Raw genomic sequence first — 16,661 nt, forward strand, 5'->3', positions numbered from 1 at the left:
ATGCAAGACACCTTATTCCCTCTCTTGGCCGCTCTGGGCGGCTACCTCATCGGCTCACTCTCCTTTGCCGTCATCATCAGCCGAGCCATGGGCTTGTCCGACCCGCGCAGCTATGGCTCGGGCAACCCCGGCGCCACCAATGTGCTGCGCTCGGGCAACAAGGCCGCGGCCATCCTGACCCTGGTCTTTGATGCGCTCAAGGGCTATGTGCCGGTGCTCTTGGTGACGCTGTTTGGCGCCCGCTTCGGCCTGGGCGAAGGCACGGCCGCCCTGGTCGGCCTGGGCGCCTTCTTGGGCCATCTGTGGCCGGTGTTCTTCCGCTTCGAGGGCGGCAAGGGCGTGGCCACGGCAGCGGGCGTGATCCTGGCGCTCAACCCCTTGCTGGGCCTGGCCACGCTGGCCACCTGGCTGATCATTGCCTACTTCTCGCGCTATTCCTCGCTGGCCGCGCTGACCGCCGCCGGCTTCGCGCCGTTTTACGAGATGCTGATCTGGGGCACCGGCCCCATCGTCGGCGTGCTGGTGCTGATGGCCTTGCTGCTGGTGTGGCGCCATGAGGCCAATATCAAGAAGCTGCTGAACGGCACCGAGAGCAAGATCGGCCAAAAAGCCGCCGCCGCTGCGGCCCCGGCCGGCAGCAGCAAGAAACATCCGCATGGCCAGGGCCCCAAGCCGCACGGCCATTCGCACCACCATCCTTCCAAGAAAAAAGGTTCCTGATATGTCTAACTCTTCAATTGAGCGCTTCGACGTCGGCGCCCGCATGTCCGAGATGGCTGTTTACAACGGCGTGGTCTATCTGGCCGGGCAAATCCCCGAGGACGCCAGCCAGGACATCACTGGCCAGACGGCCCAGGTGCTGGCCGCCATCGACGCCTTGCTGGCCCGCGCCGGCTCAGACAAAACCAAGATCCTGCGCGCGCAAATCTTTATTGCCGATCTGGCCGACTTCCCTGGCATGAACGCCGCCTGGGACGCCTGGGTCGCTCCCGGCCACACGCCCCCCCGCGCCACCGTCGAGGCCAAGCTGGCCCGCCCGGAGTGGAAGGTGGAGATTGTGGTGACGGCCGCTGTTTGAGCTTGAGCTGAGCCTGGCCCAGCGCTGATGGACAAGACCAAGGGCCGCTCGGCCAAGCAGTTTTGGCCCCTGCTGCTGATTGTTCTGGGCGTTTGGAGTTTGAGCCAAGCCGCCTCCTGGTGGCTGGCTCGTTCTCAGGCGCAAACCCTGCGTGAGCTGGCCAAGCCGGGCGATATCCGCATGATTTCCTCCACCACCTGCGTCTTCTGCGAGAAGGCGCGGCGCTGGATGACGGCTCAGGCCGTGCCGTTTCAGGAATGCTTTATCGAAACGGATGCGGCTTGCATGAGCGAGTACCAAGCGCGCGGGGCGCGCGGCACGCCGACCATGGTGGTGCGGGGGCAGACCCAGCTGGGCTTTGACAAGCAGCGGGTGGCGCAGGCCTTGAAACTATGAGGCCCTGATCAGTCGAAACTTAGGCCCAGCTTGTCCGGGTCGCCCTGGCCGCGCCGCACCAGCACCGGCTCGTCGCCGCTGAGGTCGATCACCGTGGTGGGTTGCAGGGCGCAGGCACCGGCGTCAACGATGACTTGCAGCAGCTTGTCAAAGCGGGCCGAGATATCGGCCGCGTCGTTGAGCGGCTCGTCCTCGCCCGGCGGGATCAAAGTGGTGGCCAGCAGGGGTTGGCCGAAGATGGCCAGCAGCTCTTGCGTCACCTTGTGGTCCGGCACCCGCAGGCCTATGGTGCGGCGCGAAGGGTGAGAGAGGCGACGCGGCACTTCCTTGGTCGCCTCCAGAATGAAGGTGAAGGGGCCAGGTGTTGCCAGCTTGAGCAGGCGGTATTGCTGGTTGTCTACCCGCGCGTAGCTGGCCAGTTCGCTCAAGTCGCGGCACAGCAGGGTCAGGTGGTGCTTGTCGTCCACCCCGCGGATGCGGCGCAGATTCTCCACCGCCGCCTTATCGTCCAGACGGCAGACCAGGGCATAGCTGGAGTCCGTGGGGATGGCCGCGACGCCGCCCGCATGCAGGATCTGCGCCGTTTGCTTGAGAAAGCGAGCCTGCGGGTTCTCGGGATGAACTTCGAAGTTTTGAGCCATGGCCTATTGTTACCGAGGCTTGGGGGGACGTGGTCTGCGATGGCGCGAAACGGCAGGCTGCTGTGTTTCGCTCATGTCCTCCGTCTGCAGCCTGCGGCTGCAGCCTCCCCCTTTACTTCGCTGCACACAACAGCCTACCGTCTCGCGCCGGGCTCAGTGCTGTGCATTCAAATTTGCTTCACGCAGGCCAATGAATCCTGTCCTGCAGCAACTCCCAGATGGGCTTGAGTCGGCCCGACAAACCGTCCAGCCGGCCCAGATCGACCCGGCTTTCCTCGGGCGAATGGAAGTCGGAGCCGCGTGATGCGTAGAGGCCGAACTCCAGCGCGGTTTCGGTGTATTTGACGGCCTCGGCCGCCGAGTGGCTGCCGGTCACGACTTCGATGCCACGGCCGCCATGGCCCATGAACTCGGTGATCAGGGCGTACTCCTCGGTGGGCGTGAAGGCATAGCGCGCCGGGTGGGCAATCACCGCCTGGCCGCCGGCTTGCAAAATCCAGCGCAAAGCATCTCCCAGCTTGGCCCAGCGGTGTTCCACATAGCCCGGCTTGCCCTCGGTGAGATAGCGGCGGAAGACCTCACTCACATCGCTGCAGTGGCCGGACTCCACCAGAAAGCGCGCGAAGTGGGTGCGTGAGATCAGCTCCGGGTTGCCCACAAATTTCAGCGCGCCTTCAAAAGCGCCCTTGATGCCCACCTGGGCCAGGCCCGCGGCCATCTCGCGGGCGCGTTGCTCGCGGCCGCCGCGTGTGGTGTGCAAGCCTTCAATCAGGGCCGAATTCTTGTGCTCAAAGCCCAGGCCCACGATATGCACGACGCGGCCGGCAAAGCTGACCGAAATCTCAACGCCGGTCAGATAGGGCAGGCCCAGGGACAGGGCCGTGTCCAGGGCGCGCTGCTGGCCGCCGACCTCGTCGTGATCGGTCAGCGCCCACAACTCCACCCCCTGATCTTTGGCTCGGCGTGCCAGTTCTTCGGGTTGCAAAGTACCGTCCGACACCCGGGAGTGGCAGTGCAGATCGGCATTGGTGCTGACGTCAACGGTGCAGCGCGGGGTTTGAGTGAGGTTCACCCGGCCATTTTAGGCCGCCACCCCGCTCGCAGGGCCTGCAGGGTTATGCCGGCCGTGAGGTCTTGGCGCTATCCGCCTTGAATCAAAGCCGGAAAGCCTGTACCGCGCCTTCCATGGCCTGGGCTTGGCCGCGCAAGGCCTCGGCCGAGGCGGCGGATTGCTGCACCAGGGCGGCATTTTGCTGGGTCATGGCGTCGATGGCGCGCACCGCCTGGCCCAGGGCCTGGGTCTGGCCGGCTTGCTCCCGGGCTTGGCGGTCCATGCCCTGCATCACCGCGGTGACCTCTTGCACCTTGGCGACGATTTTTTGCATGGCTGCACCGGCGTCCTCCGCCAGGCTGGAGCCTTGCTCCACCCGTTCGCTGCTGCCGGCGATCAAGACCTTGATGTCTTTCACTGCCGCGCTGCAGCGGCCGGCCAGGGCGCGCACCTCGGAGGCCACGACGGCAAAGCCGCGGCCTTGTTCGCCCGCACGCGCCGCCTCGACGGCGGCGTTCAGGGCCAGGATATTGGTTTGAAACGCGATGCCATCGATCAAGCCGGTGATCTCGCTGATCTTGCGCGAGGCCTGCTGGATGCCGTTCATGGTCGCCACCACCTGGCTCACCACCTCGCCGCCTTGCGTCGCCATGCCGCTGGCGCTGTGGGCCAGGGCCGAGGCATCGGCGGTGGCGCGGCTGCTGCTTTGCACGGCGCGGTCCAGCAGATCCACGCTGGAGGAGGTTTGCTGCAGATGCGAGGCGGCGGTCTCGGTGCGATCGGCCAGGTCTTGGTTGCCCCCGGCGATTTCGTGTGCGGCCAGGCGTATGCCGCCGGCGCCGCGGTGGATTTGCGCCACCAGCTCGCGCAGCTTGATCTGCATCTCGGCCATGGCGGCCAGCACCCGGCCCAGCTCGTCGGCGCGGCCGAGGGGCACGCTCTGGCTCAGATCGCCGGCGGCGATGCGCTCGGCCACATCGAGCATTTGCTGCACCGGCTGCAGCAGCTGCCGGCTGGCCCGCCACAGCACCCAGGCCAGCAGGCCCAGCAGCATGGGGGTGAGCAGCAGCAAGAGATTGCGCTGCAGTCTGGCCGCGCTGGCGCGGGCCTGCAGGCGCTGATCCAGCACCTGCATCACCTGGCGCGACAGCTCGGCTTGCTGGCCGGCGGCGTTAGCAAATCCGGCGGCCAGTTGCTCCAGCGGGTAGTTCACATCCTGGGCGGCGGCCTGCATGGTGGCATCCACCAGGCGGCGTTGCTGCTCGGCCTGGGTCAGCAAGGGGCTGAGGATCAGGCCCAGGGCGGCGTCGGCTTCTTTGGCCGCCATCAGCTGCTGCTGCATGGCCTCGGCATGCAGGCGGTAGCGGGCTAGGGCGGCGCTGACGCGGGCCACATCGTCCACGGCGGCGGCACGCGCGATGCTGCTCAGCTCGGACAAGGCGGCCGCCACCTGGGGCGCGGCCTGCAAACCGGCCAGGATGGCAAAGTGGCTGGCGGGTTCGGGGTCCAGCAAGAGGCCCTGTCTGCGGTTGAAGGCGTTGATGGCCTGCAGGGCCTGGGTCTCCAGGGCTTGGTGTTCACTCAGCAGCTTGGCGCTGTCGATCTGGCCCTCGCTCAGGCCTTGCTGCAAGGCCTGCAGCGACTCGGCCAGGGCCAGGGCGGCCGGGTCTTGCGGGGCGATGTCGCGCAGGCTTTGCTGGGCGGCGAGTGCGGTGGCTGGCAGTTCCTCGCGGGCAGCGGGGCGGCTGTTCAGGGCCTCGACGGCAAGCTGCTTGTGGGCGTGGAGTTGGCTCAGGGAGAGCTGCCACTGCTTGTTGAGGGGCAGGCCCTGGCTTTCGCGGGCGATATGGTCCAGGCGGCCCAGCAGCTCTTGGAGTAGCAGGCTGCTGGGCAGCAGGCCCAGGGTCAGGGAGAGCAGGGCGATCAGCAGAAGACGGGATTTCAGACTCGGTGCTTGGCCGATGCCGAGGGAGAAATTCATGGGAGCGTGCCCGGGGTCAGGCCTTGTTTCAATGACCCGATTGGAGGCTGGGCTCGTGTCAGTGCTGTGACGGAGTTAGGGGTTCACCCTCGCCCCTTCGGCAAGGCGTGCATAGTTCACGCCCTGCGTGGAATGGGCGGCTCAGACCAGGGCCTCCACCACCAGCTGCACCCGCTGCTGGCCCTGGTACTCATCCAGGCTCAGGCGGTAGGCCAGGCGGCCGCTGGTGGGCACGGGGTCGATATGGCCGAACCAGATCGCGTCGCGCAGCACGCCGGCCTGGCGCACCCGCAGCTTGAGGTGGCGCTCGCCCACGATGCGCTGCGAGATCACCTCCACCTGATCGCAGAACAAGGGCGCCTCAAAAGCCTGACCCCAGACCTGCGCCTCCAGCTCGCGCACGGTGGCGGGGGTGTGCAGCTCGGGCGGCAGGGGGCCGTCGGTGCGCAGTTGGCGGGTGAGTGCGGCGGCGTCCAGCCATTCGGCGGCGACTTCTTGCAAGGCGGCGTCAAAGGCCTCGAAACCGTCTTCCACCAGGGTGCAGCCCGCCGCCATGGCATGGCCGCCAAACTTCTTGAGCAAATTCGGCTGGCGCTTGCTGACCAGGTCCAGCGCGTCGCGCAGATGAAAGCCGGGGATGGAGCGGCCCGAGCCCTTGAGCTGACCGTCCGCACCCCGTGCAAAGACGAAAGTAGGCCGATGGATGCGGTCCTTCAGGCGCGAGGCGATGATGCCCACCACGCCCTCGTGGAACTCCGGCTCGAACAGGCACAGAGCGGTCGGGGGCTGGCCTTGCAGCAAGGGCTGGCGCAGCAGCTCGGCCAGCTTGAGCTCGGCCTGCTCCTTCATATCGGCCTCGATCTCGCGGCGTTCGCGGTTGATGGCGTCCAGTTTTTTGGCCAGTTCCAGGGCGCGCGTGGGCTCATCGCTGAGCAGGCACTCTATCCCCAAGGTCATGTCCGACAGCCGCCCCGCCGCGTTGATGCGTGGCCCCAGAGCAAAGCCCAGATCAAAGGCATTGGCGCGGCTGCAGTCGCGGCCGGCGGCGCTGAACAGGGCGGCAACACCGGGCTGCACCCGGCCGGCCCGCATGCGCTTGAGGCCTTGGGCCACCAGGCGGCGGTTGTTGGCGTCCAGCTTGACCACGTCGGCCACCGTGCCCAGGGCGACCAGGTCCAGCAAGCCGTCCAGCTTGGGCTGCGTGGTGCCATCGAAGCGGCCACGGCGCCGTAGCTCGCTGCGCAAGGCCAGCAGCACGTAAAAAGCCACGCCCACGCCGGCCAAGTTCTTGCTCTCGAAGGCGCAGCCGGGTTGGCTGGGGTTGACCAAGGCGTCGGCTGCGGGAAGTTGCACCACACCGTCGATGATGGCGGGCAGGTGGTGATCGGTCACCAGCACCTTCAGGCCCAAGGCCTTGGCGTGGGCCACACCGGCGATGCTGGCGATGCCGTTGTCCACCGTCATCAAGACCTGCGGGCGCTGCGGCAGGGCCAGCTCGACGATGGCGGGCGTCAGACCATAGCCGTGGATGGCCCGGTCCGGCACCACATAGCCCAATTGCTCGGGTCTAGCGCCCAGCATGGCCAGACCGCGCAAGGCCACCACGCAGGCGGTGGCGCCGTCGCAGTCGTAATCGGCCACCAGGCAGATGCGCTCGCCCGCTTCTATCGCATCGGCCAGCAGAACGGCGGCCTCGGCATTGCCCTTGAGCGTGTCGGGCGAGAGCAGGCGGGCCAGGCCCTCGTCCAGCTCGGCCGGGTCTTTCACGCCGCGTGAGGCGAAGAGCCGGGCCAGCAGCGGCGGCACGCCCGCTTGTTCCAGGGCCCAGGCGGCGCGGGGCGGCACATCGCGGGTGCTCAGCTCGGGCGCGTTATTCATTACAAGCCCTCCAGCAGGCTGTGCACCTCGGCCCGTGGCGGCAGCCAGCGGTGCAAGGTTTTTTGCAGCGGGCTGCGCGCAGGCAGGATGAATTTGCGGGCCAAGCGCTCGCCGCAGAGCGTCAGCTGGACCGATTTGCCCAGCCTGGCCTCGTTGAGCAGATGCGAGACGGCGCCATCGTCCAGCCGCGCCCAGGCCTCGGCCCAGGCGGCCCAGTCTTCCATCAGCAGGGGCTGGCGCAGGCTGCTGTCCAGGCGCAGATCGGCGGGCAGGGGCTTGGCCCCGGGGCTTTCAGCGCCACAGCCGCTGATCCACAAGGAGTTCAGGGGCAGGGCCTTGCGGGCTTCGCGCGCTGTGTTCAGGGGCTGGCGATGCAAAAGCATCTGGGCCTCGTTTTGCAGGGTGCGCAGGCGGCGGGCTTCGGGCATCCAGGTGGCGACATTGCGTTGCACCACCCGGTCCAGGCTGGCGCTTGGCAGGCCGGCCAAGCTGGGGTGGCTGATCAGCCATTGCAGGGGGCTCAGCCAGTGAGCCTGCCAGCCTTCATCAGAAGGCCACAGCTCGGCCAAGGCGGCGAAGAAGGCACGTGATTCCTCCTCGCTCAGTTCCAGCAGTTCGGGGGCGTAGGCGGTGACTTGATCGCTGCCCACGGCCAGATGCATGGGGCTGAGCAAGGCCCAGGCTTGGCCGGCGCCGCTGGGCAAACCCGCCTCGGCGGCCAGCCAGGCGGCGGTGGGTACGGGTGCCGAGGTATCCGCCAAGCCACGCTCGCGGGCCAGGGCCAGCTCGAATGGCGTGTTGAGGCTGTACTCGTCGCTGCCCAGGGCCTGGCCCTCGGCTTTGAGCAAGCCCATCAGGGCCGAGAGATGGGGCAGGGCCAAGGTGCCCAGGCTGTGCTTGCAGGCCTCGCCCAGGGCGCTGGCATGGGGAATCATCAGATGCATGGCGGCATTATCGAGCGCGGGACGGCATGGCGACTTTGCAAGGCCTTGTGCGGCCGTCACGCAAGCTTCACAAACTTGCCACGGGTCCGACATGGGCGAGGCCGAGACTGCAAAACCATGCAGAACGACCACGCCCTGATGCGCGCCGCCGCCACGGCTGCGGGTGCTTGTCTCGACCCAGCCACGGAAGCGGCCGAGGGCGTGGACACGCCCAGCCGCCGCTACCGAACGGTGTGGATCTCCGACCTGCATCTGGGCACGCCCGGCTGCCAGGCCGAGGCCTTGCTGGACTTCTTGCGCGAGGTGGAGTGCGAGCAGCTGTTCTTGGTCGGTGACATCATCGACGGCTGGCAGCTGCGGCGCAGCTGGTACTGGCCACAGGCGCATAACGATGTGGTGCAAAAGCTCTTGCGCAAGGCGCGCAAGGGTTGCCGGGTCTTCTTCGTACCAGGCAATCACGATGAGTTCGCTCGCAAATACCTAAATCACAACTTCGGCGGCATCGAGGTGGTGAAGGAATGGGTGCATGAGACGGCCGACGGCCGCAAGCTCTGGATCACCCATGGTGATTTGTTTGACGGCGTGATCCAGTGCGCCAAATGGTTAGCTCATCTGGGCGACACGGCTTATGAGATCACGCTCAAGCTCAATCGCTACCTCAACCATTTACGCGCCAAATTCGGCCTGCCTTACTGGAGTTTGTCCAAGTATTTGAAGCTCAAGGTCAAGCGGGCGGTCAGCTATGTCTCGGACTTTGAGGTGGCGGTGGCCCGTGAAGCGCGCAAGCGCGGCGTGCAAGGTGTTGTTTGTGGCCATATTCACCATGCCGAGATGCGTGATATCGACGGCATTCTTTATTGCAACGATGGCGACTGGGTGGAGAGCCTGACCGCCCTGGTGGAGCACGCGGACGGGACTTTGGAGATTTTGGACTGGAGTGCGGCCCGGGCCAGCCTACCGCTGGCCCTGCAAAAAGCCCGGCCCGCCTTGGCCAGAGCCCTAGAGTCGCAGCCCTAAAATCGTTTCATGAATCCTGCCGTAGACAAAGCCACACCCACCTCCATCATCCCGGCTCTGCTGAATCGCGAGAAAGCCATTCTGGAATTCAACCGGCGCGTGCTGGCCCAGGCCCAGCGCCTGGATGTGCCGCTGCTGGAGCGGCTGCGCTATATCTGCATCGTCTCCTCCAATCTGGACGAGTTTTTCGAGGTGCGCTTCGCCGATATGCTGGACGCGGCGCGCGACCCGCAAAGCCAGGTGGATAACCGCGATGTCGAGCGGGTGGCCCGCGCCGCCCACACCTTGATCGACGAGCAGTACGGCATCTTCAACGAGCAGTTGATGCCAGAACTGCGCCAGCACCAGATCACCATCCTCAACCACGCCGATCGCAACGAAGCTCAGCGTGCCTGGGTGGCCAAGTTTTTTGAGCGCGAGGTGCGGCCCTTGCTGATGCCCGTGGGCCTGGACCCGGCCCACCCCTTCCCGCAGGTGGCCAACAAGTCCCTGCACTTCATCGCGCGCCTGTCCGGCAAGGATGCCTTTGGCCGCGACAACCGAATCGCCATCGTCAAAGTGCCGCGGGTGCTGCCGCGGGTGATCCGCCTGCCCGAGTCGGTGGCCCAGGGCCAGCAGGCTTTTGTACTGCTGACCAGCGTGATCCGGGCGCATTTGGAGGACTTGTTCGGCGGCCGCAAGGTCGAGGCGTTCTCGCAGTTCCGCGTCACCCGCGACTCCGATCTGGAGGTGGATGAGGAGGAGATCGCCAATCTGCGCAGCGCCCTGCGCTCGGGCCTGACCACCCGCCACTTCGGCCGTGCCGTGCGCCTGGAGGTGGTCAACACTTGCCCGGCCGAGCTCTCGCAATTCCTGCTGGAGCAATTCGATCTGCCCGAGGCGGCGCTCTACCGCGTCAACGGCCCGGTCAATCTGGTGCGCCTGAACGAGTTGATCGATCAGACCGACGCACCCGAGCTGCGCTTCGAGCCGCATGAGCCGGCCTGGCCGCAGGCCCGGCTGCCGCGCCAGAAGTCCATCTTCGAGCGCCTGGCCCGTAAGGGCGATGTGCTGCTGCACCACCCCTTCGAGAGCTTCGATCCGGTGGTGGAGTTTTTGCGCGAGGCGGTGGAAGACCCCGATGTGCTGGCCATCAAGCAGACGATTTACCGCACCGGCGCCAAGTCGGCCCTGATGGACTTGCTGATCGAAGCAGCGCGGCGTGGCAAGGAAGTGATGGCGGTGGTGGAGCTCAAGGCCCGCTTCGACGAGGAGGCCAATATCAACTGGGCCGAGCGTCTGGAAGCGGTGGGGGCCCAGGTGGTGTACGGCATCGTGGGCTTCAAAACCCATGCCAAGCTGCTGCTGGTGACCCGGCGCGAGGGTGCTAAGTTTCGCCGTTATGCGCATTTGTCCACCGGCAATTACAACCCGCGCACCGCCCGCTTCTACACCGATCTGGGCTATATGACGGCCGACTCCGAATTGACCAGCGATGTGGACTCGGTGTTCCGCCAGCTGGCCTCGCTGGGCAAGATCAAGACCCCGCGCCGCCTGCTGCTGGCCCCCTTCAATATGCACAGCCGCATGATGGAGATGTTGGGCCAGGTCGAGGCCGCCGCGCGCGCGGGCAAACCGGCCCGCCTGGTGATCAAGATCAATGCCCTGACCGACGCAGAGCTGATCGAGGGCATCCTCCGAGCCAGCCAGGCCGGCGCCAAGGTGGATCTGATCGTGCGCGGCGCCTGCATGCTGCCGCCCGGCCTGCCAGGCATTAGCGACAACATCGTCGTGCGCTCCATCGTCGGCCGTTTTCTGGAGCACACCCGGGTTTGCTACTTCCAGTGGGGCGAGCGCGAGGAGGACACGGCGCTCTACCTGTCCAGCGCCGACTGGATGAGTCGCAATATGTTCCGCCGCATCGAGGTGGCCTGGCCGATCAACGACCCCAAGCTGCGTCAGCGCATCATCGACGAGGCCTTGGTGCCCTATCTGCACGATGGCTTGGACGCCTGGCAGCTGGGGCCGGACGGGCATTCCAGCCGCATCTCCACCCAAGGGCCTTGCGCTCAACATGCGCTGATGCGCCTGTTCCGCGCTCAGAGGGATTGAGGCCATGGACCTGATTCTGTGGCGCCATGCCGAGGCCGAGTTGCTGCGCGAAGGCGGCAAGGATCTGGAGCGCTGCCTGACCCGCAAGGGCGAGCGCCAGGCGGCACGCATGGCCGAGTGGTTGAACCGACGCCTGGCCGCTTCGACTCGGGTCTTGGTGAGCCCGGCCCAGCGTACCCGCGCCACCGCCGCGGCCCTGGGCCGCGAGCTGCGCATCCTGCCCAGCTTGGCGCCAGACGCCAGCGTGGCCGATCTGCTGGCCGCCGCGCGTTGGCCCGCCAGCAGCGAGCCGGTGCTGATCGTGGGCCATCAGCCCACCCTGGGCCTGCTGGCCGCCCAGTTGCTAACGGGCAGCCCGCAGCCTTGGTCGGTCAAAAAGGGGGCGGTCTGGTGGCTGCGCGCGCGTCAGCGCGAGGGGCAGCAAGAGGTGGTCTTGCAAGCGGTGCAGGGCCCCGATTTTCTCTAGGAGTCTGTCGGACTTGGGCCGCCGAAAGCGGAAATCGGCCCCAGCGAGGACAGTTCTTGCCGGATTTGCAGCCCCATAGCCTGGCTATGGGGCAAAAAGCCGGTGAGAAATGGACCGCTGCGGCCGACTTTCCGTCGGCGGATTCCAAGTCCGACAGACTCCTAGCCAAGGTCTTTAGACCAAGCTCAACTCCAAGACCCCGCTGCGCGCCCAGGCCGCCACTTCTTCCTGCAGCAAGAACACGGTGCGCGGGTGTTCGCTGGCCCAGGACTTGGGCAGATTCAGCTCCACCTTGCGCCCTTGGCGCCGCAGGCGCAGAGCCTTGGACTCCACCGCCTCGCGGGCATGGCTTTTGATGACGGCCAGGCGTAGGCAGAGCAGTTGCCAGAGCAGGCTTTCATCGCTCAGCGCCGCCTCCAGCTTGCGCAGGCCACCGCGCTGACCCAGGGCCAGATCGCCCAGGCGCTTGAGCTGGTTTTGTGAGAAGCCGGCCGCGTCCACATGGGCCAGCAGATAGGCGCTGTGGCGGTGGTGGTCGTGATGGGACACCATCATGCCCATCTCATGCAGGCCGGCCGCCCAGGCCAGCTCGCGCTGGCGCTCGCGCGGGGCGCGCGGCTGCAACTGCTGGTAGAGATTGAGCGCAATGGCTTGCACCCGCTCGGCCTGGGCCAGATCGACGGCAAAACGCTTTTGCAAGCCGGCCACCGAGGCCTCGCGCATATCTTGTTTGGCAATGCCATCGGTCGTCAGGCTGGATTCAAGCCGCTCGACCAGATCGAAGATCACGCCCTGGCGTAGCGCGCCCTTGGCGGGCAGCAACTCCTCGATGCCGAACTGGGTCAGCAAGGTGTAGAGAATGCACAGGCCGCCGCCCACGACGGCGCGGCGGTCTTCTTTGAGGCCGGGCAGCTTGAGTTTGTCCATGCTGCCTGCTTCCAGGCACTGGGCGATGCACCAGCGCAAGGCGTCCGGGGTGATGCGACCGTCGGTGATGCCGGTGGCGGCGAGGATTTGCGCCACGGCGCCAACCGTGCCCGAGGAGCCCAGGGCCTGCTGCCACAGCGCGGGTTTGAAGAGCGTCAGGGCTTCTTCCAACTCGGCACCGGCGGCCACCTGGGCGGCGCGAAAAGCTTCGGCGGTGAACAGACCCTCAGGGAAAAAGCGCAGCGAAAGGCTGACGCTGCCGACCTGGAAGGACTCGGCCGCCTGTGGGCGCCGGCCGCGGCCCAGAATCATCTCGGTGGAGCGGCCGCCGATATCGATCACCAGGCGCGGCTTGTCGCCGGGCTGCAAGCGGGCCACGCCGGCAAAGATCAGGCGCGCCTCTTCGCGGCCCGAGATCACCTCGATGGGAAAGCCCAGCACTTCCTGGGCGCGGGCCAGAAAGGCGTTGCGATTCTTGGCCTCGCGCAGGGTCTGCGTCGCCACGGCGCGCACGCGCGCGGGCGGGAAGCCTTTGAGGCGCTGGGCAAAGCGCTGCAAGCAGTCCAGGCCGCGCTGCATGGCGGCTTCGGTGAGCATGCCTTCGGCGTCCAGGCCGGCGCCCAGGCGCACGGTTTCCTTCAAATACTCCAGGCGTTTGTATTGGCCGCGCGGCATCTGCGCGATCTCAAGCCGGAAGCTGTTGGAGCCCATATCGATGGCGGCCAGGGGCGCAGCGATGTCCGGGGTGGTGGAGGCAGGATGCAAAATCATGCGGGCAATTGTCGGGGCAAACAAAGCCTATCCAGCCCAGGCGAGGCCGGCTTTCAAGCGCTTACCTAAAATGCCTGCGGTTCTCCCACCACAGACTGCCCCAATCCATGAACCAAGCCCTCCCTTCCGCGTCCCTGGGCTATGCCGCTGCCTCCCAAGCCTTGCTGACGCAGGCGATTCACACCCCGGACCAGGGCTTGCAGACGGGCCACTTCAGCCTCGATGTGGAGGGTTTTTCGCTGACTGGCTACAGCGCCCGGCCACTGGGTGTGGACAGGCCGCCGGTGATCCTGCTGATCAGCGAAATTTTTGGCGTGCACGAGCACATCGCCGATGTAGCCCGGCGCTTGGCGCAGCAGGGCTATTGGGCCCTGGCGCCGGCGCTCTTTCTGCGCCAGGGCGATCCGGGGGCCTACGGCGACATCCCTTCGCTGATGCAGGAGGTGGTTTACAAGGTGCCGGATGCCCAGGTCATGAAGGATCTGGACGCCGTCCTTGCCTGGGCTCAGGCCCAGGGCGGCGATATGGGTCGCCTGGGCGTGACCGGCTTTTGTTGGGGCGGGCGTATCAGCTGGCTCTATGCCGCCCACAACCCGGCCGTGCGGGCCGCCGTGGCCTGGTATGGCCGCATGATCGGTGTGTGCAATGAACGCACTCCCGCCCACCCGATTGACCGGGTGGCGCAGCTGCACGGGCCCGTGCTGGGTTTGTATGGCGGGCGCGATGAGGGCATCGCGCTTGACACGGTTGATAAGATGAGGCTTGCTCTGAAGAATGGCTCGGTGGCCGCGCAGCGTAGCGAGATTCATGTCTACCCGCAGGCCCCGCATGCTTTCTTTGCCGACTACCGTCCCAGCTATCGCCAGGACGAGGCCGTCGATGGCTGGCAGCGATGCCTGGCCTGGTTCAAGGCCCATGGCGTAGCTTGAGTCTTGTTTGCACCAAGGCTCAAAGAATGGATGGATGACCGCGCCCCGTATGGCGCGGTTCTTGTTTGGTTTTAAGCCCAGCTCGGGATTTTGATGACTCTTTTTTATATCGTGCTGGCCACCTTCTCGGGTGGCCTGCTGTCGGTTTTGATCGCGGCCAGCCTGACGGTGAGCCTCTTGGGCCGTATCGTCAAGAATTTGGTGAGCCTGTCCACCGGCGTGTTGCTGGCCACGGCCTTGCTGCATGTCTTGCCCGAGGCTTTTGAGAGCAAGGCCAGCCCGCATGCCTTGTTCATGGTCTTGCTGGGCGGCCTGATGTTTTTCTTTCTGCTGGAGAAGGTGGAGCTGTATCGCCACACCCATCATCACGAGGGCGATGGCCATCACCACCACCATCATTTCGATGCCGAACAGGCGGGTCGTGGCGGCTTGAGCGTGCTGGTGGGTGACAGCATCCACAATTTTTGCGACGGCATCATCATCGCCGCGGCCTTTTTGGCCGACCCGCATCTGGGCTTGGTGACCTCGCTGGCCATCGTGGCCCATGAGATCCCGCAAGAGGTGGGCGACTACATCGTGCTCCTGAACGCGGGCTTCAGCCGGCGCAAGGCCTTGCTGTTCAACGCCATCTCGGGCCTGGCGGCCGTGGCGGGCGGGGTCCTGGGGTATTTCGTCGTGGGCCCCTGGGAGGCGCTCTTCCCTTATCTGCTGGTCGCGGCCAGCAGCAGCTTTGTTTATGTGGCGGTGGCGGATCTGATTCCGCAGCTGCAACGTCGCCTGCCCTGGCGGGACACGGTCTTGCAGCTAGCCTGGTTGGCCGCCGGCATCGGCCTGGTGATTCTGGTGGTGGCCGCTTCGGGCCACGACCATTGAAAAAGCCGGCGGGCTCGCGCTCGCCGGCTTTCAACAAAAAGTTTGCTTTAGCGTACGACCAGCACAGGGATGGTGCAGTGGGTCAGTACCTTTTGCGTTTCACTGCCCAGCAGCAGGGCTTGCACGCCGCGGCGGCCGTGTGAGGCCATCACGACCAGATCGCATTGATTGCTGCCTGCGTACTCGATGATGGCTTCCCAAGCGTGCAGGGCTTCGACGGTGAAGCCTTCGCAGGAGACGCCGGCCTCGGTGGCTTGGTCCAAGGCCAGCTTGACGCGGGCACCGGCAATGCGCTCTTGCGCATCAAAGAACTCCTGCGGCGGCGTCGGCTGCATTTCTGAGACGGCGCTGTAGGGGAAGGGTTCTTTGACACTCAGCGCGAACAGCTTGGCGCCATGCACACGGGCCAGGCCGATGGCGGTGTTGAGCGCCTTGGCGCTGATCTCGGAACCGTCGGTGGGGACAAGAATTCGCTTGAACATGGCTGACCTCCTGATCATGGATTTGTAAACCGGCCCCAGACCCTTGCTGGATCTGGCTTGGCATGGGGCTCCGGCTCTGTCTGTGAACCATCGCTAGATGGCGCACAAACAGTTTGGCCGGGGCGGCCGGACTCCATCTTGCGCTAAATCAAGAGTGGGTGGGAGTGTGTCTTGCCCTTGGCGTCCGGCTGTCAGCCTTTGGCGACGGGGCGCTTGGGGTCGGACGACCATTCGCTCCAGGAACCAGGGTAGAGCTTGGCGCCGGCCAGACCGGCATGCTGCATGGCCAAGAAGTTATGGCAGGCGGTCACGCCCGAGCCGCATTGGTGCACAACCTGGCCCGGCTGGCGCTGGCCCAGCAGTGCATCAAACTCCGCTCGCAACAGCGCTGCACTCTTGAAGCGGCCGTCGGCCTGCAGATTGTTCTTGAACAGGCGGTTGCTGGCGCCGGGGATATGGCCGGCCTGGGCGTCCAAGGGCTCTACCTCGCCACGGAAGCGCTCGGGCGCTCGGGCGTCGATCAGCAGGACTTGGCCGAGGCTGGCTTGCAAGGTGTCCGCATCGACCGAGTCGACCAAGGTCTGGGTGGCTTCGAAGCGAGCGGCTTGCGCTGGCTGGACATCTTTGCTGAGTGAACCGCCTTGCTCAGTCCAGGCCGCCAAGCCGCCGTCCAGCACAGCGACTTCGGCATGACCCAGCCAGCGCAACATCCACCACAGGCGGGCAGCATACATACCGCCTTGCGCGTCATAGGCCACGACTTGTCGACCTGGGCGCAGGCCCAGGCTGGCCATCTTTTGCGCAAAGCCTTGGCGCTCGGGCAGGGGGTGGCGACCGTTCTTGCCGGTCTTGGCGGCGCTCAGGTCGCGGTCCAGGTGCAGATAGTGGGCGCCGGGCAGATGGCCGGCCGCAAACGCTTGTTCGCCGGCCTCTGTGGCAGCCAGATCGAAGCTAAGGTCGATCAGCAAAGGGGCAGGGCCGCTGCTGAGCAAGGCTTGCAATTCCGAGGCGCTGATCAGGGTCTGGTAGGGGGCGTGGCTCATGATCCGAGAGTTCTCCATGATTTTGGGCTGCCGCCCATTGTGGCCGCAGTGCGAGTGGGCCATGAAAAACGCCCGCAGGGCCAGGGCCATGCG

Annotated in this window: 16 protein-coding genes; 8 read left to right on the top strand and 8 right to left on the bottom strand. The window is 65.8% G+C overall.

Annotation, left to right across the window (positions count from 1 at the left end; all coding sequences use genetic code 11):
* The 3 genes from plsY to DBR47_RS16185 are packed head-to-tail and all read left to right on the top strand — an operon-like array spanning window position 1 to window position 1,474.
* Window positions 1–720, top strand: a complete 720-nt coding sequence (gene plsY / locus DBR47_RS16175) for a glycerol-3-phosphate 1-O-acyltransferase PlsY (RefSeq protein ID WP_124451871.1) — start codon at window positions 1–3, stop codon at window positions 718–720.
* A gap of 1 nt (window position 721) precedes the next feature.
* The gene (locus DBR47_RS16180; RefSeq protein ID WP_124451873.1) at window positions 722–1,078 is read left to right on the top strand and encodes a RidA family protein; all 357 of its coding nucleotides are present in this window, start codon (window positions 722–724) and stop codon (window positions 1,076–1,078) included.
* A gap of 27 nt (window positions 1,079–1,105) precedes the next feature.
* Complete coding sequence (locus DBR47_RS16185; protein WP_124451875.1) at window positions 1,106–1,474, top strand: glutaredoxin family protein; 369 nt, start codon at window positions 1,106–1,108, stop codon at window positions 1,472–1,474.
* Between the two features lie 8 nt (window positions 1,475–1,482).
* Here the strand turns inward: DBR47_RS16185 and DBR47_RS16190 are convergent, their stop codons facing one another.
* The 5 genes from DBR47_RS16190 to DBR47_RS16210 form a co-directional block, all read right to left on the bottom strand.
* Window positions 1,483–2,115: an L-threonylcarbamoyladenylate synthase gene (locus tag DBR47_RS16190; protein WP_124451877.1), complete on the bottom strand. Its 633-nt coding sequence runs from the start codon at window positions 2,113–2,115 to the stop codon at window positions 1,483–1,485.
* A 178-nt stretch (window positions 2,116–2,293) separates the two neighbouring features.
* The gene (locus DBR47_RS16195; RefSeq protein WP_124451879.1) at window positions 2,294–3,187 is read right to left on the bottom strand and encodes a 3',5'-nucleoside bisphosphate phosphatase; all 894 of its coding nucleotides are present in this window, start codon (window positions 3,185–3,187) and stop codon (window positions 2,294–2,296) included.
* Window positions 3,188–3,269: 82 nt separating this feature from the next.
* A complete protein-coding gene (locus DBR47_RS16200) occupies window positions 3,270–5,147 on the bottom strand; it encodes a methyl-accepting chemotaxis protein (RefSeq protein ID WP_124451881.1) in 1,878 nt (625 codons plus the stop codon).
* 141 nt (window positions 5,148–5,288) lie between these two features.
* The gene (recJ, locus tag DBR47_RS16205; RefSeq protein ID WP_124451883.1) at window positions 5,289–7,025 is read right to left on the bottom strand and encodes a single-stranded-DNA-specific exonuclease RecJ; all 1,737 of its coding nucleotides are present in this window, start codon (window positions 7,023–7,025) and stop codon (window positions 5,289–5,291) included.
* The gene (locus DBR47_RS16210; RefSeq protein ID WP_124451885.1) at window positions 7,025–7,969 is read right to left on the bottom strand and encodes a hypothetical protein; all 945 of its coding nucleotides are present in this window, start codon (window positions 7,967–7,969) and stop codon (window positions 7,025–7,027) included. Before DBR47_RS16210 ends, recJ begins: the two co-directional genes overlap by 1 nt.
* Before the next feature lie 117 nt (window positions 7,970–8,086).
* Between DBR47_RS16210 and DBR47_RS16215 the strand changes: the two genes are divergently transcribed.
* From DBR47_RS16215 to DBR47_RS16225, 3 genes are read left to right on the top strand one after another with little or no spacing between them, the layout of a single operon-like run.
* Window positions 8,087–8,986, top strand: a complete 900-nt coding sequence (locus DBR47_RS16215; protein ID WP_124451886.1) for a UDP-2,3-diacylglucosamine diphosphatase — start codon at window positions 8,087–8,089, stop codon at window positions 8,984–8,986.
* A gap of 9 nt (window positions 8,987–8,995) precedes the next feature.
* Entirely contained in the window at window positions 8,996–11,077 is a 2,082-nt protein-coding gene (gene ppk1, locus DBR47_RS16220) for a polyphosphate kinase 1 (protein WP_124451888.1), read from the top strand.
* Window positions 11,078–11,081: 4 nt separating this feature from the next.
* Window positions 11,082–11,543, top strand: coding sequence for a histidine phosphatase family protein (locus DBR47_RS16225; protein WP_124451890.1), 462 nt, complete (start codon window positions 11,082–11,084; stop codon window positions 11,541–11,543).
* Window positions 11,544–11,717: 174 nt separating this feature from the next.
* Here DBR47_RS16225 and ppx read toward each other — a convergent pair whose 3' ends face one another.
* Window positions 11,718–13,241, bottom strand: coding sequence for an exopolyphosphatase (ppx, locus tag DBR47_RS16230; RefSeq protein WP_124451892.1), 1,524 nt, complete (start codon window positions 13,239–13,241; stop codon window positions 11,718–11,720).
* A gap of 107 nt (window positions 13,242–13,348) precedes the next feature.
* Here ppx and DBR47_RS16235 point away from each other — a divergent pair, with 107 nt between their 5' ends.
* Both DBR47_RS16235 and DBR47_RS16240 read left to right on the top strand, forming a co-directional pair.
* Window positions 13,349–14,170, top strand: a complete 822-nt coding sequence (locus DBR47_RS16235) for a dienelactone hydrolase family protein (protein WP_124451894.1) — start codon at window positions 13,349–13,351, stop codon at window positions 14,168–14,170.
* Window positions 14,171–14,263: 93 nt separating this feature from the next.
* Window positions 14,264–15,043, top strand: coding sequence for a ZIP family metal transporter (locus DBR47_RS16240; protein ID WP_124451896.1), 780 nt, complete (start codon window positions 14,264–14,266; stop codon window positions 15,041–15,043).
* Between the two features lie 47 nt (window positions 15,044–15,090).
* On the opposite strand, the gene DBR47_RS16245 is transcribed toward DBR47_RS16240, so the two are convergent.
* Together DBR47_RS16245 and DBR47_RS16250 are read right to left on the bottom strand one after the other, a co-directional pair.
* A complete protein-coding gene (locus tag DBR47_RS16245) occupies window positions 15,091–15,525 on the bottom strand; it encodes a universal stress protein (RefSeq protein WP_124451898.1) in 435 nt (144 codons plus the stop codon).
* Window positions 15,526–15,716: 191 nt separating this feature from the next.
* Window positions 15,717–16,568 (bottom strand): sulfurtransferase, encoded by an 852-nt coding sequence (locus DBR47_RS16250; protein WP_124451900.1) that lies wholly within the window; start codon window positions 16,566–16,568, stop codon window positions 15,717–15,719.
* Window positions 16,569–16,661 lie beyond the last annotated feature (93 nt).

The organism is Paucibacter sp. KBW04, from assembly GCF_003852425.1.
Taxonomy (GTDB): domain Bacteria; phylum Pseudomonadota; class Gammaproteobacteria; order Burkholderiales; family Burkholderiaceae_C; genus Paucibacter_A.

Excerpts from the sequence above, each read along its gene's own strand:
- DBR47_RS16185 (WP_124451875.1), top strand. The coding sequence starts at position 1,106 with ATGGACAAGACCAAGGGCCGCTCGGCCAAGCAGTTTTGGCCCCTGCTG.
- DBR47_RS16240 (WP_124451896.1), top strand. The coding sequence starts at position 14,264 with ATGACTCTTTTTTATATCGTGCTGGCCACCTTCTCGGGTGGCCTGCTG.
- DBR47_RS16200 (WP_124451881.1), bottom strand. The coding sequence starts at position 5,147 with ATGAATTTCTCCCTCGGCATCGGCCAAGCACCGAGTCTGAAATCCCGT.
- DBR47_RS16245 (WP_124451898.1), bottom strand. The coding sequence starts at position 15,525 with ATGTTCAAGCGAATTCTTGTCCCCACCGACGGTTCCGAGATCAGCGCC.
- DBR47_RS16210 (WP_124451885.1), bottom strand. The coding sequence starts at position 7,969 with ATGCATCTGATGATTCCCCATGCCAGCGCCCTGGGCGAGGCCTGCAAG.
- DBR47_RS16235 (WP_124451894.1), top strand. The coding sequence starts at position 13,349 with ATGAACCAAGCCCTCCCTTCCGCGTCCCTGGGCTATGCCGCTGCCTCC.
- DBR47_RS16250 (WP_124451900.1), bottom strand. The coding sequence starts at position 16,568 with ATGAGCCACGCCCCCTACCAGACCCTGATCAGCGCCTCGGAATTGCAA.
- ppx (WP_124451892.1), bottom strand. The coding sequence starts at position 13,241 with ATGATTTTGCATCCTGCCTCCACCACCCCGGACATCGCTGCGCCCCTG.
- plsY (WP_124451871.1), top strand. The coding sequence starts at position 1 with ATGCAAGACACCTTATTCCCTCTCTTGGCCGCTCTGGGCGGCTACCTC.
- DBR47_RS16215 (WP_124451886.1), top strand. The coding sequence starts at position 8,087 with ATGCAGAACGACCACGCCCTGATGCGCGCCGCCGCCACGGCTGCGGGT.
- DBR47_RS16190 (WP_124451877.1), bottom strand. The coding sequence starts at position 2,115 with ATGGCTCAAAACTTCGAAGTTCATCCCGAGAACCCGCAGGCTCGCTTT.
- recJ (WP_124451883.1), bottom strand. The coding sequence starts at position 7,025 with ATGAATAACGCGCCCGAGCTGAGCACCCGCGATGTGCCGCCCCGCGCC.
- DBR47_RS16180 (WP_124451873.1), top strand. The coding sequence starts at position 722 with ATGTCTAACTCTTCAATTGAGCGCTTCGACGTCGGCGCCCGCATGTCC.
- ppk1 (WP_124451888.1), top strand. The coding sequence starts at position 8,996 with ATGAATCCTGCCGTAGACAAAGCCACACCCACCTCCATCATCCCGGCT.
- DBR47_RS16225 (WP_124451890.1), top strand. The coding sequence starts at position 11,082 with ATGGACCTGATTCTGTGGCGCCATGCCGAGGCCGAGTTGCTGCGCGAA.